The organism is Actinoplanes sp. CA-252034, from assembly GCF_050956125.1.
Taxonomy (GTDB): Bacteria; Actinomycetota; Actinomycetes; order Mycobacteriales; family Micromonosporaceae; genus Actinoplanes.
Window position 1 is genome coordinate 7367879 of sequence record NZ_CP191846.1, and the last position, 14715, is coordinate 7382593.

The following is a 14715-nucleotide window of genomic DNA, read 5'->3' on the forward strand; positions in this document are numbered from 1 at the left end:
GTTGGGCGGCGTGCGCGCGTTCGTTCTGCTGAAACCGGACTGCCTACGCCGGGGTCTGGGCCGGGAGGTGGAACGGGCCGCCGTGGCGGCCGGGCTGACGATCGACGGGCGGAGGGCGGTGACGCTCTCCCCCGCCGACGTCCGGTATCTGTGGTCGGAGTACTCCGACGCCGGGCACGGCCTGACCCTGGGCTTCCTGGACCGATACCTGACCACCGGCCCGTCCGAGGTCCTGCTGGTCAGCGGGCCGGACGCGTTCGAGGCAGCCCGGCGCGTCAAACGGGAGATCCGGTCCCGGCACGCCGACGGCCCGTTCGCCAACGTCGTGCACGCCGCCGAGCGGCACGGCGAGCTGGCCCGGCAGCGTGACCACCTGCTCGGCGTGGAGAACGCCGATCCGCCGGTCAGCCCGTCCCGCCCGCCGGGCCTGGACTTCGCCTCTCTGTTCGATGTGCCCGCCCTGGTCGGCGAGCTGTGGCCGCGGGTTCAGGGCGTGCCCGACTTCCCCGGGCCACACCGGCTCGACGACGCGGTCTCCGGCGCGGCGGTCGTCCTCGGCCCGGACCGCGACCACACACTCGACTCGACGGTCACCGCCCTGTGGCACGCCCTGCCCGGCGTGCAACCGGCGAGGGCGGTGCTGCTGGCGCTGCACACCGGATGGTCGGGCGGCACCCCGATCGCGGTCGGCGGCCGGACGGCCCTTCGCGACTGTCTGCGGACACTCCGTGAGCACGGGATCCGCAACTGTGCGAAGGGCGCCTGGCAGCCGGGCCGGCCCGAAGGTGACCGTGCCGGGTTCAGGACCGGTTGAGGCGCTTGGCCAGCCACTCGACCGCCAGCGGATACCGCCAGTCGATGCCGCCGTGCTTCGCCGGGAACAGCTCGAACGCGATCTTCTCCGCCGGCAGCCCGATGCGCAGCAGCCCGTCGCGGAACGCCTCCGCGCCCAGGTCCAGGAACCACTCGTCCCGGGTGCCCGCGTCGATCCACACCGCCCGCAGGGAGCGCAGCTCGTCGGCGTAGCGGTCGATCATGCGGATCGGGTCCCAGTGCAGCCACCGCTGCCACACCTCGGGCAGGATCTCGCCGGTGCGCGGATTGAAGGGCAGCCGGGGTGTGCCGTCCGGGTCGGCCGAGAACGCCGCCGTGCAGCCCAGGACGAGGACCAGCAGCATGTCCTCCTCCTTGGTGAACGCGACCCGGGACTGGAAGTCCTTCCAGTACGCCTGGATGTCGTGGCCGTAGTCGCGCAGCGCCCGGGTGGCCTTCGCGAACTCGTTGAGATAGCAGTACTCGTAGAGGGCGTCGCCGGCGTGGGTGGCCAGCGCGCCGAACAGGTCCGGCCGCAGCATCGGCGTGATCATCGCCCCGAACCCGCCGGACGACTTGCCGGTGATGGCCCGCGACTCCCGGTCGGCGATCGTCCGGTAGTTGGCGTCCACGTACGGCACGACCTCGTCACAGAGGTAGGTGTGATAGTTGCCGGTGCCCGGCGAGTCGACGAACTGCGAGCCGCCGTACGCCGTCCACGCGTCCACGTAGACGAGGATGCAACCCGGCGCGCGCCCCTCGGCGAACACCTGGTCGGCGGTCTCGACGAACGGCTGCCGGAACGGCGTCCGGTTGCCCCACATGGTGACCTGGCCGGAGTAGCCCTGGATCACGTAGATGGCCGGGTAGCGCTCGTCGCCGCCGGTCTCGTAGCCGGGCGGCGTATACACCCAGAGCGGCCGCTCGTGCGGATCGCCCAGAACGTTGCCGCGCAGCGCCTGCGAATCGATCGTGTCGTGATGCAGGGTCCCCGCGAGCTCACTGGTCCATGTCGACATGCCCTTGAGTCAACTATCTTTCACCGATGACCGCACCCAGGATGGCTTGGCTCGACGGGCTCCGCGCCGTCGCCGTGCTACTGGTGGTCTATGCGCATCTGACCCGGTTCGTCTTCACCGATCTGCGGGCCGTCACCGGCGAGTGGCTGCATGCCGGCACCGCCGGGGTGATGCTGTTCTTCCTGGTCAGCGGCTACATCATTCCGGCTTCGCTGGAGCGCCACGGTGATCTGCGGGCGTTCTGGCGCAGCCGGGTCCGGCGGCTCTTTCCGCTCTACCTCGCGGTGATCGCGGTCCTCGTCGTGGCCCATCCGCCGGCGGACCCGCTGGCCACGGCCGTGGGGCACGCGACCATGCTGCCGTTCCTGGCCGGGGTGCCGTTGATCACAGCGGTGCTCTGGACGCTCTCCTTCGAGATGGCGTTCTACCTTCTCGTCACGACCCTTTTCACGGTACGAGCGACGCGCTCCGTCCTGCCGCCGGTGCTCCTCGCGCTCGCCGGCGTGGTCACCGCCCCGCTGGTCCCGCTGCGGTGGGGCGAGGTGCCGATGGTGACGGCGGCGGTGCTGGCGCTAGGGCTGGCCGGGGCGGTGTCCGGGCGGCGCTGGGCCGAGGTCACCGGCGGCCTGCTGCTCGGCGGGCTGGCCCTGACGCTGCTGGTGTTCAACATGGATCCGGCGCACACCCACGACGGCCTGCTGATCGTCGCCGTGATGTTCACCGGCACCGTGATCCACCGCGCCGACCACGGGCAGACCTCCTGGTGGCGGGCCGGGGCGGTGATCGCCGTGGTGGCCGGGTCGCTGCTGACCGTCTGGATCGGCGAGCTGGCCGCCCTGCACGGGCTGACGCCGCGCTACATCGCCCGCTCGGTGATCACCCTGCTGGTCTTCGGCGGTTCCTTCGCCGCCGGGATGCTGCTGCGCCACCGGCACACCCCCGCCTGGCTGGCCCGGATCGGCGTGATCAGCTACTCGGTCTATCTGGTCCACTACGTGCTGATCGAGCTCGGCCGTCCGCTGCTCATCGCCGACGTCCCCGGTCCCCTGGTGGCGGTGGGCTACCTGTCGGCGGTGCTGGGCATCTCCTGGCTGACCCACCGGTACATCGAGGTCCCGGGTCAGCGACTAGGGTCGGCGCGTGTCGATCCCCTTCCGCTGGCGACTGTCGGACGTGACCACCGATGACCCGGTCACCGAGTGCATGGAGATCGACGGTCTCTTCACCGATCTGACGTTCCCGGTCGAGCCGGTCTACGAGCGGCACATCCTGCAGGGCTGTGAGCCGTCCGGGCGCCTGCGGGCGGTGATCGACGGTGGCGAGCCGTCCTGGTTCGGCAATCTGGTCCTGGAGGCCCCGGAGGCCTGGAGTCCCGTCGAGACGCTGGAGTCCCTGCTCGACGTGCGGGTCGTCGGGCACCGGCCGGCCGCCGACGGCTCCGGGCGACTCGACATCGAGATCGAGGGGCATCGCGAGCCGGACACCGCCAACGCGGGCGGCACCGTGGCGCCCGGCGTCCCGAAGTGGTTGCTGTTCGACGGGGACACTCCCGTGGGCGAGTGCCGGGCCGTCGCCGGCCTGTTCCACGAGCGGCCACCGATCTGGCCTCCGGGTCCTCCGGTGACGCTGCGCGGGTGCCGTACCGGGCCCACCGGGTTCGTCGAGGCCGAGGTCTCCCATGTGCGCGTCGACGGAACGGTCCACGACCTGTACTGGGAGCAGCGGATCGTCGGGAGGGTCCGGTCCACGGAGCCCTCCGCGCTCGGCGACGGTCTCGTCGACGTCGCTCTGGACGCGCGCGTTCCGTCGCCGCTGGCCGCCAACGAACGGCAGCTGTGGGACATGTGGCGGGCCGGAGGGCCCACCGAGCCGAATCAGTGGGCCGGCCTCGATCGCAGTGGCCGTTACCTGTGGGTGCGGGCCGCCGCCGTCCACCGGGTCCGGGCCCCCGACAAGCCGGACGGAACGGTTTACCACCTGGACGGACGGCACGTCACCGACTACGACGGGTTCTACTGCGCGATCGGCGAGGCGATCAACGGGCCCGGCGGCTGGTTCGGCGGTGACCTGTTCTGGCTGCACGAGAACGCCGCCACCGGCGACGGCGGCGCGACCCCCGGGTTCCGCCTGATCTGGCACGACTCCGAGGTGGCGCGCCGCCATCTGGTCGCCGGTTACGACCGCAAGAGCTGGACGGCCGCCGTCACGTTCGACGAGCTCGTCGCCTACCTCACCGGCGAAGGAGTGCGGGTGGAGCTGCGCTGAGGCGCGCGGGCGGAGCCCCACCGAGAATGCGGGCTGAGTCCCGCTGAGGGGGTCACAGGTGGCGGTCGAGCCAGTCGACGGCCTCCTCCTGCATCTCGGCGGTGAAGACGTGGCCCAGGCCGGGCCACGTCCTGGTGCGCAGGCGGTGAGCGGCCCGCTGGTCGGACCAGACCCGGGTGAGCTTGGCGTGGGCGACGGCCACACCCTCGGCGGTGAACAGGGGGTCGAGCTCCCCGCCCATCACGAACATCGGCCGGGGCGCGGCGAGACTGGCCACGTCCGGGATGTCGAGATGCCGGTAGAGGCCCGGGTGCAGCATGTAGAACGCCGACTGCCCGCGCAGCGTGTTGTTGCCGGGCACCATCATCTCCTTGAGGCCGGTCATCCAGCAGGCGGCGACGGTGGCGGCGATGTGGTCGGAGAGGGCGGCGACCTGCCAGGCCCGGTAGCCGCCCATGGAGAAGCCGACCGCGGCGATCCGGCGCGGGTCGACCTCGGGCACGGTGGCGAGGAAGGCGGCGGCGCGGGCGTCCTCGCGGGCCGTCAGCCCGGCCGGTGACGAGCCCAGGTTGAACAGGTTGCTCGCCAGGGCCTGCTGGTTCTCGTAGGTGAGCCCGCCCCGGTCGCCCCAGCCGAGCGCGTCGACGGCGAGGACGGCGTAGCCCCGCCGGGCGAGGTGGTCGCCGGGGAACAGGCCGCTGAAGTAACGGGCCGCCCAGGCCTGCGCTGCGGCGAGACGCGTCTCGTCGTACCACGGCTGAATGAGCTTCTCCTTGCCGATGTCGAATCTGGCGCCGTGGTCGTGGAGCAGCAGCGCGGCCGGGAACGGACCGGGGCCGTCGGGCACGAGCATGGTGGCGCGGACGCGGCTGTGGCGGGTGACGTTGAAGACGATCTGGCGGCGGCGGTAGCCCGGTCCGGCCTGCTCGTCGATGGTCTCCGGCGCGAACGGGGTGCGGTCGGCGGGGTGCTGGAGCAGGCTCTCGAACTGGTGGCGGGCACGGCGTTTCCAGGCGCGGAAGTCGCGGTCGTGGGAGCGGGGCCACGCGAGGGGGAAGGTGAGCTCGTCCCGGAGGCGCTCGTAGAAGACCGGGAGGTTGCCGGTGATCACCGACGGGCCCTCGAACCCGGCGGCGGCCAGGGCGTCGGTCAGGTGTGGCGCGACGAGGGCCGCGGCGGGCAGGGAGATCACGGAGCGGCGCTTCATGGGGATTCCTGTTCTTCGATGGAATCCCGACGCTAGAAAGCCCTTTCCCGCATGTCAACAGAGCGCCGCCCGCCCGGGGACGGTCCGGGCGGGCGGCGATCGGGGCGGGTCAGCGACCCTGGAGAGCCTTGACGTTGTCGCCGAAGGTCCAGTTCTTCGACCCGTCCCAGTTGATCGACCAGGTCATCAGGCCCTTGATGCCGGGGACACTGTTGACGGCCTGGGCGACCAGGGCCGGGCTCATGTGGCCGCCGCCGGCGCCGACCTGCGCGGGCAGGCCGGGGACCTGCTTGTCGTACGGGATCCGGATGGTCGTGCCCTGGATGGTGAGGCCGTTGGCCAGGCACTGGGTCTGCACGGTGAAGCCCTGGACGGTGCCGGCGCCGTACGAGTCGCCGGAGCAGCCGTACATGCTGCCGTTGTAGTACTGCATGTTGAGCCACCACAGGCGGCCGTTGTCCAGGTACTTCTTGATGATCGGCAGGTACGAGCCCCAGATCGAGCCGTAGGTGACCGAGCCGCCGGTGACGTACGCGGTCTCCGGTGCCATGGTGAGGCCGAAGTTGGACGGCATGGCGGCGAGGACGCCGTCGATGATGCGGATCAGGTTGGCCTGCGAGGTCGACGGGGTGTTGATGTTGCCGCTGCCGGTGAGACCGGTCTCGATGTCGATGTCGATGCCGTCGAAGTTGTACTGCTTGAGGATCGGCACGATGGTCGCCACGAACCGGTCGGCGACGGCGCTGGAGCTGAGGTCGACACCGGCGGTCGCGCCACCGATGGACATCAGGATGGTGGCGCCCTGAGCCTTGGCGGCGCAGATCTCGGCGGCGGTGGGCACCTTCACGCCGGCGTCCATGCCGTTCTCCCACAGGACCGTGCCGTCCGAGCGGATCACCGGGAAGGCGGCCATCAGCACGTTGTAGCCGTGCTGGGTGATCCGGCTGTCGTTGATCGGGATCCAGCCCATGCCCGGGTGCACGCCGTTGGAGGCGCCGTCCCAGTTCTCCCAGTAGCCCTGCAGCACCTTACCGGCCGGACGGCCCTTGACCCCACAGCCGGTGGGGTTGCTCGGGCTGGTCGACGGGCTGGGGCTGACCGAGACGCTCGGACTGGGGCTGACCGAGCGCGACGGCGACGGCGACGGGTTGGTGCCGCCCTCGCAGGCGCCGAGGCTCTTCCAGAGGGTCGGGGTGGCCGCCGGGTTCCAGCCGGTGCCGGCCCACGCGGTGTGCGTGACCAGGGCCTGGTAGAGCGCCGATTGATAGGTGACCTGCTGGCCGGCGGTGTAGGCGACCCCTTCGGCCCAGATCGTCGAGGAGCAGGCCACGGCCGCGTTGCCGGTCGAGGCGAAGGCGACGGCCGAGCTCAGCACCACCCCCGCTCCGACGACCAGGGCCAGCATCTTGCGGCGAACCCTCATGGCGAACTCCTCGACGACGAATGTGACGCGCGTGACGTGTGTGTCCACATCCTGGAGTTCACATACGTAAATATCAAGGGTTCTTAACAGTAATTCTCGGGCCGCATCTCCGGACGATGGCCCGGCCCGGCGGCGGCGAGATCACCGTGGCCCTCGCCCTGACCAACCGGGCGCTAGGGCAGACGGCGACAGAGCAGGGCGTCAGGGGTACGCGACGAGAAGATCCGTGCCGTGAAGGCGATCCCGGCCACGTACTCGTCGTCGGCGCACTGGCCCTTGTGGTGGCCACTGGCGAAGTCGCCGCCGGGGCCACCCGCCGGACGGTTGTCGCCCCGGTCGAACCAGACGGTCCGGCCGCTGTCGGTCGCCGCCGTGATCGCGGTCGCGCACAGGGCGCTCGACACGGCCGCGCCCCGGACCGCGTAGCCGACCAGCACCGACGTCGCCGGGCACTGCAGCTTGGTGTAGCCGGACGCCCAGTCCCGGGAGACGTGCTGCTCGCCGGTCACCACCTGGTACGCGCTCCAGGCCACCGGGCGCGCATGGTCGGTGCACAGGCCCCGGTTGCCGGTGTGGCTGAGCCCGATCAGGCGCTGACCGTCGGGGCAGGCGGCCTTACGGGCGCCGCTGTCCCAGTCGGGCCTGCTCCGCATCGTCGCCGACGCGATGAAGTCACCGTGGTCGGGACTGAGCATGCTGCGGATGGGGACCGGTGCGACGTACCCCTGCCGGGTCGTGGCCGTGACCAGCCGCTGCCAGGCGCCGGATCGCCAGTCCGGGCCGTCGAGGACGCCGGATCGCCGCCCCGCGGCGTCGAAGAACAGCAGCCCCCACTCGTTGCCGCTCTCCGCCCAGCCGACCGCCGGCCAGTAGGCGAAGTCGGCGTCCGCCCGGATCAGGATGTCCACGAAGCTCTCGAACCAGGCGCGCTGTCTGCTGCCCTCGACCGCGTCGGCGGCGACGCCGAACTCGCTGATCCACACCGGCGCGGTGAAGTGGTTGCCGGGCTCCCCCGCCACGAACAGGGCGTCCCGGTCGACGACCGCGGCCAACTCGGCCGGGCTCAGGTCGCGGTAGCGGGGGTCGGTGGTCTCACCCGTGCCGGTGGCGCCGCTGTGGTTGGGGCCGGTGTAGTCGTAGAAGTGCGCCGAGTAGACCAGCTTCCCCGACCTGACGAGCGTGTGCGACAGCGTACGGGCCGGGCGCAGAGTGGGCCGCTCGTGCGCGAGGCCGTCGACCGGGATGCCGGTCCAGTTGATGCCCTCGACGATGATCAGCAGATGGGGATTGGCCTCGGCGAGGATCCGGTCACCGGCGCGCTGCGAGGCGGCGAACCAGTCGTGGGCGTTGCCCCAGCCCCAGTTCGGATCGTCCAGGATCGTGCGGCGCACCTCGTTGTACAGATCGGCGCCGACCACCCGCGGGTTGTCCCGGTAGCGGCGGGCCATGAACAGCCAGTCGTCCTCCCACCGCTGGACGCTCTGCGAGGTGTTCCACCGCTCGTTGCCGTCGACCGCGCAGCACCAGCGGGTCGTGTTCGTGTGGTTGTTGAGGATCACCGCGAGACCGGCGCCGGTGAGCTCGGCGACCACCCGGTCGTACACCTGCAGAGGGGTCGATCCCCGCAGTCCGGGGTTGGCGGCCACGGCGGCGTCGGTGACCGGCGTCGTGTCGCGGACCATCTCGTTGGAGAACGGCAGGCGCACGCTGTTGAGGCCCAGGTCACGGAAGCCGGCGACGATGGTGGCGAGCGGCGCGCGGTCCAGGCCGAGCGGGACCCGCCCGGAGTTCTCGCCGGCATGATGGCTCGCGTTGTCGGCCGTGTCACCGGAGCCGTTCCAGGTGCCGCTCGCGCCGTGCCAGTTGCCGGAGCGCAGCTTGAACCGCTGCCCGTCGGCGTCGACGACATACCGTCCCCGGGTCGACAGTGGCCCCGTCCATCCCGGCTCCGCCGCCGCGGTCGCCGCCGCCGCGGGCGTGCCGGGCAGCAGACCGGCCAGGACCATCACAACCATCAGCAGGGGTACGGCCGGACGCGCGATCACCATGGCTCACATTGAAGACCATCAGCGCCGTTCAGGGAACACACCTTACTGAACTGACGTACCGGGCCGATGGGGGCACGGACGACGCCCGTACCCCCGTCGACTCGTTGGCCTTCCCGTCCTCAGCCGATCGCGAAGCTCGGGTGCGGCGGCTGGTTGTAGGCGGTGTTCTGCCAGGCGACCGCCTCGCGGTACATCCGGTCCTGCATCAGCGACGGGCGCGAGATGCTCGTCGCGTCGGTCGTCGAGTAGATGCGCAGCGCGGTGTTGTTCGTCGTCGGCCAGATGACCTCCTCGCGCCAGTCACCGAGGATGTCGGCCTGCACCGACGGGGTGGCCTTCGTGCCGTTGTTGGAATGCACCCCCGACGCGGTCAGCAGACGCGTGTCGGCGCTCGTGCCGTACTTGTCGATGTGGGTGCCGTCGAGCAGCTCGCGCTGCGCGTCGCCGTCCCACCAGATGACGAAGTTCGCGCTCGACGGCTTACGCCCGATGTTCTGACCGGACGTGTTGTAGAGGCCGGACACCGCCGACGACCACGACTCGGCGCCGGGGCTGCCGGCATAGACGTCGGCCGAGACACCCCGGCCGTTGTCGCAGCCACAGGACGCGTTCGACCAGATGATCGATCCGGTACGGGCGTCGGCCATCCAGGCGGCCAGCTTCGTCGTGCTCTCGTCGACCTTGAAGACCTCCAGCCCGGCCCGGCTCGGGATCAGGTCACCGACGTGCATCGCGTCGCCGTGGCCCTGCCCGTTGGTCCACAGGCCGGCCCCGTTGTCGTCGACGGCCATCGCGCCGTACATGATCTCGTCCCGGCCGTCGTTGTCGACGTCGGCGACGGAGAGCTGATGGTTGCCCTGGCCGGCCCAGGCCGAGCCGTTCGTCGACGAGCTGCTGTCGAAGGTCCAGCGGCGGGTCAGCGCGCCGTTGCGGAAGTCCCAGGCCACGATCACCGAACGGGTGTAGTAGCCACGGGCCATGATGATGCTCGGGTAGGAGCCGGTCACATAGGCGGTGCCGGCCAGGAACCGGTCGACCCGGTTGCCGTAGCCGTCCCCCCACGAGGAGACCGTGCCACGTGCCGGGACGTAGTTCGCGGTCGCCATGGCCCGGCCGGTCTGGCCGTTGAAGACGGTCAGGTACTCCGGACCGGTCAGGATGTAGCCCGACGAGTTGCGGTAGTCGGCGGAGGCGCTGCCGATCACCGTGCCGCCGCCGTCGATCGTGCCGTCGGCGGTCTTCATCGCCACCTCGGCCCTGCCGTCGCCGTCGTAGTCGAAGACCTGGAACTGGGTGTAGTGCGCGCCGGCCCGAATGTTCCTCCCCAGGTTGAGGCGCCACAGGCGGGTGCCGTTGAGCTTGTACGCGTCGATGTAGACCGGCCCCGTGTAGCCGGACTGCGAGTTGTCCTTGGCGTTGGACGGGTCCCACTTCAGGACGATCTCGTAGGAGCCGTCGCCGTCGAGGTCACCGACCGAGGCGTCGTTGGCGCTGTAGGTGTAGGCCACACCGTCGGGGGTGGTCCCACCCGGCGGGATCTGGATCGGGACGTCCTGATAGGCGGCGGCCAACGCGACCGTCGAAGCCGCGGCCCCGGCGAGCGTCGAGACACCGTTCGCCGCCGGGCGGACCGTGTAGGTGGCACCGGCCGGGGCGCCGCTGTCGGTGAAGTTGGTGCCCCTGGTGATCGGGGTGGCGGTCATCCTGGCGCCGTCGCGGTAGACGTCGAAGCCGACGCCGGCCGGGTCGGACTCGAGGAGCCGCCAGGAGAGGAAGTTGCCGGTGGGGGTGCGGAGGCTGATCAGGCCGCGGTTGGTCTCCGCGCTCGCTTCTGCGCTCGCGGCTGATCCGGGGACGGCCAGCGTCGCGGCGGCGGTCAGGGCCGCGATGACACCGGTGAGCAGTTTGAACATGGGGGATCCAAACTCTGTGCGGGGGAAACGGGGATTCCGGCGGCGCTCTCGTCGTGCGGCCGGGGTGGCGCTGGGCCTCCCATTCATGAGGTCTTACCGCCGACCGGCATGTGGGGATCATGCTGGTCGGCGGGGTGCGCGCGGGGGTCGGTGGGCTTTGAAAGCTTTCAGAGACCCCGGGCCGATGCTATCGACGAGTGCCGATATCTGCAATAGGCCGGGCCGCCGGTGCCAGGAGGGCGAGGGCGCACACCAGCGCGTATGCGAGTGCGGTGGGTGAGGCGTTGCCCGCGGTCCACAACAGGGCCATGACCGCCAGATAGACGGCCCCGGCGATCGGCGCGTAAAGGCGCATCACCTGGTCCCACACGTCGGACGGCTCACCACGGTCGCGCCCGGTGAGCCGCCCTTTGCCGGCCTGCTCACCACTGCCGTCCCGGGCAGGTTGCCGCCGGTCGGTCTCCTCGCCGCTGCCGCCTCTGACGGATTGCCGCTGGCCGGCCACCTCGCCGCCGCTGCTGCCTCTAACGGATTGCCGCTCGTCGGCCACCTCGCCGCTGCTGCTGCCTCTGACGGATTGCCGCTCGTCGGCCACCTCGCCGCTGCTGCTGCCTCTGACGGGTCGCTGGTCGACCTCCTCCCCGCTGCCGCCTCTGCCGGGTTGCCGTCGGCGGTGGATCGGGGCCGTCTCTCGACCCCGGCGGAAGGCCGCGACGGCGACGATCATCAGCGCCGCCATCTCCGTCCACAACACCGCCGCGCGTCCGGCCGGGCCGAATGGCACGGTCGGCGCCGAGAACACGATCATCGCCAGGGGCGTGAGCAGGCCCACGGCAGCGATCCGCCACACCCGCAGCGGCCGCCCGGCCAGCAGCAGCCGGGTCAGCAGGGCCGTGCCGAACGGCGCGGCGGCCGCGAAGATGACGGCGCTCGTCAACGGGGCGTCGCCGATCATCGGCGTGTTCGAGGGCGCGGCCGGATTCCACGCCCACCAGCGCAGACCCGGGCCGAGCTGATCGAAGATCTCATAGCCGAGATGAAAGACCACCGCGACGCAGGCCGCCCCGATCAGCGGGTTGCGGCGGTCCAGGATGCCGGTCCGCTGCACGAGGACATAGGCGAGGTACGTCATGGCGGGGTACAGAGCCACGATGTACAACGGCAGCCGGTCGAAGAGGAACTGCACCGTGAACACGTTGTGCACGAAGATCAGACCGACCTGCTCCGCCAACCCGAACCGGTCCGGGAAGTACAGGGGCGGCTCCAGGATCAGCACGTAGACGACGGTGGCGAACCAAAGCCCCAGATTCCCCGCGTCACCCCGCCGGCGCCACCACAGGATCGCGTGGATGAGTGCGGCGATCGCGCCGGCCACCATCAACGACTCCAGGACCGGCTGGGTCCAGCTCTGCAGCGAGCTCGGGTCGCGTACCGTCACCAAAGGGTCTGCGGTCTTGCAGTCGATCCCGCCGAGCGTGCCGGCCAGCGCCGTGAAGTCGTCGGAACAGGGACCCATCGCCGTCACCTCCCGCCCACCGCGCCGCTGCGAACCGGCCTCGCCGCCGCAGCTCTTCCCGCCGTCACCCCCGCGGCCACCGCCACCCTCGTGGCCACCAGCGTCCCCGCGCCCACCGCCACCCTCGCCGCCACCGCCACCGGCGTCCCCGCGTTCGCCGCCGTCCCCGCGTTCGCCGCCGTCCCCGCGTTCGCCGCCGTCCCCGCGTTCGCCGCCGTCCCCGCGTTCGCCGCCGCCCCCGCGGTCGCCGCCGTCATCTCGCGGTGGCCGAGTAGTACAGGCTCAGGTCGAGGCCCCGGTCGTAGGCCTCGAACCAGCGGGCGGCGAAGTCCGGCAGCGGCTCGTTCGCGGGCCGGTGGTGTGGCACCTGCGAGAGCAGCAACCGGTAGGCGAGGACCGCCATCTCGGTGTTGCCGGCCGGCGCGAACGGCGACGGCGGCGAGATGCCGAGCCGTTTCCGCAGGCCACCGGCGAAGGGGAGGCGGGTGAGTGCCTCTTCCCGGCGCACCCCGTCGGGCGAGATGTTGCGGTACTCGGCGCGGCGGTCGGCCTCCGGCACGTGCCTGTCGAAGCCGCGCAGGATGGTGCGGTACACCGTCATGACGTGACTGAAGGTCGCCTTGGTCACACGGCTGCGGTACCACCGGTTGTGCACGACCGCGTCGAAGACGACCAGCGCCGAGCTGCGGTGCTCCACCTCTTCGCAGAAGTGCCACAGGAACAGCGAGGCCACCCGCTCGTCACCCGGCCGGAACAGCACGTCCTCGTGGTCCAGCATGATCTTGAACAGCGGCGTGAACGTCGCCTCCAGATCGGCGGTGTACGCGAGCTGCCACTCCAGCGGCCGGGTGCGCAGCAGCTCGTCGTAGCTGGCGACCGCCTCGTCCACCACCTCCTGCAGACCCGGATACCGCGAGACGAGCGCCGCCACATGCCGACGGTGATTGTTGGCGTGCTGAGCCTCCTGCCGCAGGAACGACTCGGCCTCCGCAGCCGCCGCCGGGTCCTTGATCAGCGGGATCGCCTTCCGCGTGGAGGCCACGATGAACTTCTCGAACGCGACGGCGATGATGCTGATCGCGTTGCACATGAGCCCGAATTTGGGATGACTGGGCAGCCATTGAAACGGAATGCTCTCGTCCAGCCGAAAGTTGATGCGGCGGATGGGCAGGTCCGTCATCACACACCTCACAGACGCCGGGCCCTAAAACTAGAACACGTTCTACATCTGTGTCCACCTTAGGGTCGGCAGCGTGCGGTCGCGATGCCGGCGCTGGACGCCGACCAGGCCCCCGGGCCGATGGCGGAACTGGTCGGCTGGCTACTCGGCGGAGACCTCGACGCTCCGGAACCCCTCGCCGAGCAGCGAGGACTGGCCGAGCGAACGGTGTCCGCCGTCTACTCGGGTGACCCGTACGCCTAACCCGGCTGAACGACCTTCACGGTGAGTGGCAGGCCGACGAAGGCGGCGAACGGCTCCAGCGCCGGCCGGGCATCGTCGAGATCGAAGTCGGTCAGAGGCTGGACGGTGACCGTCACCGACTTCTTGCCGAGGGTGCGTTTCCAGGTGGCCATCACCCGCCCGTCACGGACCAGCGTGGACTGGAAGATGCCGTTGCCCCCGGGGATGATCTTGGCGATCTGCTCCTTGGTGGCCATCATCGAGCGGTCCTTGTAGCCCAGCATGTACTCGTCGAAACCGGGCAGCGCCCACCAGCCCGTCACCGGCCCCGCGTCGAGGACCTCGGGATCGGCCCACATCTCCACGCCGTCGACGTCGACCGCGGTCAGCCCGGCGGCTGCGACGCCCTTGCGGCAGTCGGTGATCGTCAGCCCCGTCCAGCCGGCGAAGTCCTTCACGGTCGTCGGGCCGTGCGAGCGGAAATACCGCTTCGCGAAGATGGCCAGGCCCTCCTCGCGGGACGGGCTGTTGCGCTCGGCCGCCCACTCGTCGAGCAGCACGAACGTCTGCTCGCTGCCCCGGTTGGGCGCGATGGCCGTCACGCCCCGCTGACTCACATACCACAACAGGTGGTAACCACGCTGGCCGTCGACCGAGATGCCGGCCTCGGTCAGCGCGGTCATGCACTCGGATCGCGTGAGACGGCCGCCGCCCGCCGCGACCGCGGCGGCAAGGACGTCCATGGCCTGGTGGGCGGTCTTCTCGTCGAGCCCCAGAAACTCCCAGCGCTTGGCCACGCCGCCGAGCGAGCGAACCCCGGCCAGCTCCAGCATCCAGTGCGCGTCGGCGGACGGGATCAGGTGGACGGTGCCGCGCATCGGCCAGGTGCGCACGACGTCACCCTGCTCGGTGGCGGCGACCACCTCCGGCAACGCCGAACCAGGCAGGCGCACACCGAGCGACCACAGCACACTGTTGAGGTCTTGCGCCTGCATGGCGCCGAACCACTCGACGATGCCCGCCACATCCGGCCGGCTCTGCGCGCCGAGCAGCAGACTGGTCATCCGGAGGCTCAGGGCCGTTTTGGTGTCCACGGCCCTGAGCCTAGA

13 protein-coding genes are annotated in these 14715 nt (G+C 70.7%); 4 read left to right on the forward strand and 9 right to left on the reverse strand.

Annotated elements, in window-relative coordinates:
* Positions 1–10: 10 nt before the first annotated feature.
* The gene (locus ACQPZW_RS33475; protein ID WP_433790008.1) at positions 11–814 is read left to right on the forward strand and encodes a hypothetical protein; all 804 of its coding nucleotides are present in this window, start codon (positions 11–13) and stop codon (positions 812–814) included.
* Here ACQPZW_RS33475 and ACQPZW_RS33480 read toward each other — a convergent pair.
* Positions 801–1832 carry an alpha/beta hydrolase gene (locus tag ACQPZW_RS33480; protein ID WP_433790009.1) on the reverse strand — a complete coding sequence of 344 codons (1032 nt, stop codon included), beginning with the start codon at positions 1830–1832 and terminating at the stop codon, positions 801–803. The genes ACQPZW_RS33475 and ACQPZW_RS33480 overlap by 14 nt on opposite strands.
* Positions 1833–1858: 26 nt before the next feature.
* Between ACQPZW_RS33480 and ACQPZW_RS33485 the strand changes: the two genes are divergently transcribed.
* Positions 1859–3019, forward strand: coding sequence for an acyltransferase family protein (locus ACQPZW_RS33485; RefSeq protein ID WP_433790010.1), 1161 nt, complete (start codon positions 1859–1861; stop codon positions 3017–3019).
* The gene (locus ACQPZW_RS33490) at positions 2973–4097 is read left to right on the forward strand and encodes a barstar family protein (RefSeq protein WP_433790011.1); all 1125 of its coding nucleotides are present in this window, start codon (positions 2973–2975) and stop codon (positions 4095–4097) included. Before ACQPZW_RS33485 ends, ACQPZW_RS33490 begins: the two co-directional genes overlap by 47 nt.
* 52 nt (positions 4098–4149) lie before the next feature.
* Here ACQPZW_RS33490 and ACQPZW_RS33495 read toward each other — a convergent pair whose 3' ends face one another.
* From ACQPZW_RS33495 to ACQPZW_RS33525, 7 genes are all read right to left on the reverse strand, one after another.
* Positions 4150–5304 carry a dienelactone hydrolase family protein gene (locus ACQPZW_RS33495; protein ID WP_433790012.1) on the reverse strand — a complete coding sequence of 385 codons (1155 nt, stop codon included), beginning with the start codon at positions 5302–5304 and terminating at the stop codon, positions 4150–4152.
* A gap of 109 nt (positions 5305–5413) precedes the next feature.
* Positions 5414–6727, reverse strand: coding sequence for a carbohydrate-binding protein (locus tag ACQPZW_RS33500; RefSeq protein WP_433790013.1), 1314 nt, complete (start codon positions 6725–6727; stop codon positions 5414–5416).
* 173 nt (positions 6728–6900) lie between these two features.
* Complete coding sequence (locus tag ACQPZW_RS33505) at positions 6901–8775, reverse strand: glycoside hydrolase family 5 protein (RefSeq protein ID WP_433790014.1); 1875 nt, start codon at positions 8773–8775, stop codon at positions 6901–6903.
* A gap of 119 nt (positions 8776–8894) precedes the next feature.
* A complete protein-coding gene (locus ACQPZW_RS33510) occupies positions 8895–10688 on the reverse strand; it encodes a rhamnogalacturonan lyase (RefSeq protein ID WP_433790015.1) in 1794 nt (597 codons plus the stop codon).
* Positions 10689–10875: 187 nt separating this feature from the next.
* Positions 10876–12213, reverse strand: a complete 1338-nt coding sequence (locus tag ACQPZW_RS33515; protein ID WP_433790016.1) for a hypothetical protein — start codon at positions 12211–12213, stop codon at positions 10876–10878.
* Positions 12210–12461 (reverse strand): hypothetical protein, encoded by a 252-nt coding sequence (locus tag ACQPZW_RS33520; RefSeq protein WP_433790017.1) that lies wholly within the window; start codon positions 12459–12461, stop codon positions 12210–12212. The genes ACQPZW_RS33515 and ACQPZW_RS33520 overlap by 4 nt, the downstream gene beginning before the upstream one ends.
* Positions 12458–13384, reverse strand: coding sequence for a metal-dependent hydrolase (locus ACQPZW_RS33525; RefSeq protein WP_433790018.1), 927 nt, complete (start codon positions 13382–13384; stop codon positions 12458–12460). The genes ACQPZW_RS33520 and ACQPZW_RS33525 overlap by 4 nt, the downstream gene beginning before the upstream one ends.
* 84 nt (positions 13385–13468) lie before the next feature.
* Between ACQPZW_RS33525 and ACQPZW_RS33530 the strand changes: the two genes are divergently transcribed.
* Positions 13469–13627, forward strand: a complete 159-nt coding sequence (locus ACQPZW_RS33530; protein ID WP_433790019.1) for a hypothetical protein — start codon at positions 13469–13471, stop codon at positions 13625–13627.
* On the opposite strand, the gene ACQPZW_RS33535 is transcribed toward ACQPZW_RS33530, so the two are convergent.
* Entirely contained in the window at positions 13624–14700 is a 1077-nt protein-coding gene (locus ACQPZW_RS33535) for a winged helix DNA-binding domain-containing protein (RefSeq protein WP_433790020.1), read from the reverse strand. The two genes, ACQPZW_RS33530 and ACQPZW_RS33535, sit on opposite strands and share 4 nt — an antisense overlap.
* Between the last annotated feature and the right edge of the window lie 15 nt (positions 14701–14715).

Excerpts from the sequence above, each read along its gene's own strand:
- ACQPZW_RS33480 (WP_433790009.1), bottom strand. The coding sequence starts at position 1,832 with ATGTCGACATGGACCAGTGAGCTCGCGGGGACCCTGCATCACGACACG.
- ACQPZW_RS33505 (WP_433790014.1), bottom strand. The coding sequence starts at position 8,775 with ATGGTGATCGCGCGTCCGGCCGTACCCCTGCTGATGGTTGTGATGGTC.
- ACQPZW_RS33510 (WP_433790015.1), bottom strand. The coding sequence starts at position 10,688 with ATGTTCAAACTGCTCACCGGTGTCATCGCGGCCCTGACCGCCGCCGCG.
- ACQPZW_RS33530 (WP_433790019.1), top strand. The coding sequence starts at position 13,469 with ATGCCGGCGCTGGACGCCGACCAGGCCCCCGGGCCGATGGCGGAACTG.
- ACQPZW_RS33485 (WP_433790010.1), top strand. The coding sequence starts at position 1,859 with ATGACCGCACCCAGGATGGCTTGGCTCGACGGGCTCCGCGCCGTCGCC.
- ACQPZW_RS33500 (WP_433790013.1), bottom strand. The coding sequence starts at position 6,727 with ATGAGGGTTCGCCGCAAGATGCTGGCCCTGGTCGTCGGAGCGGGGGTG.
- ACQPZW_RS33495 (WP_433790012.1), bottom strand. The coding sequence starts at position 5,304 with ATGAAGCGCCGCTCCGTGATCTCCCTGCCCGCCGCGGCCCTCGTCGCG.
- ACQPZW_RS33520 (WP_433790017.1), bottom strand. The coding sequence starts at position 12,461 with ATGACGGCGGCGACCGCGGGGGCGGCGGCGAACGCGGGGACGGCGGCG.
- ACQPZW_RS33525 (WP_433790018.1), bottom strand. The coding sequence starts at position 13,384 with ATGACGGACCTGCCCATCCGCCGCATCAACTTTCGGCTGGACGAGAGC.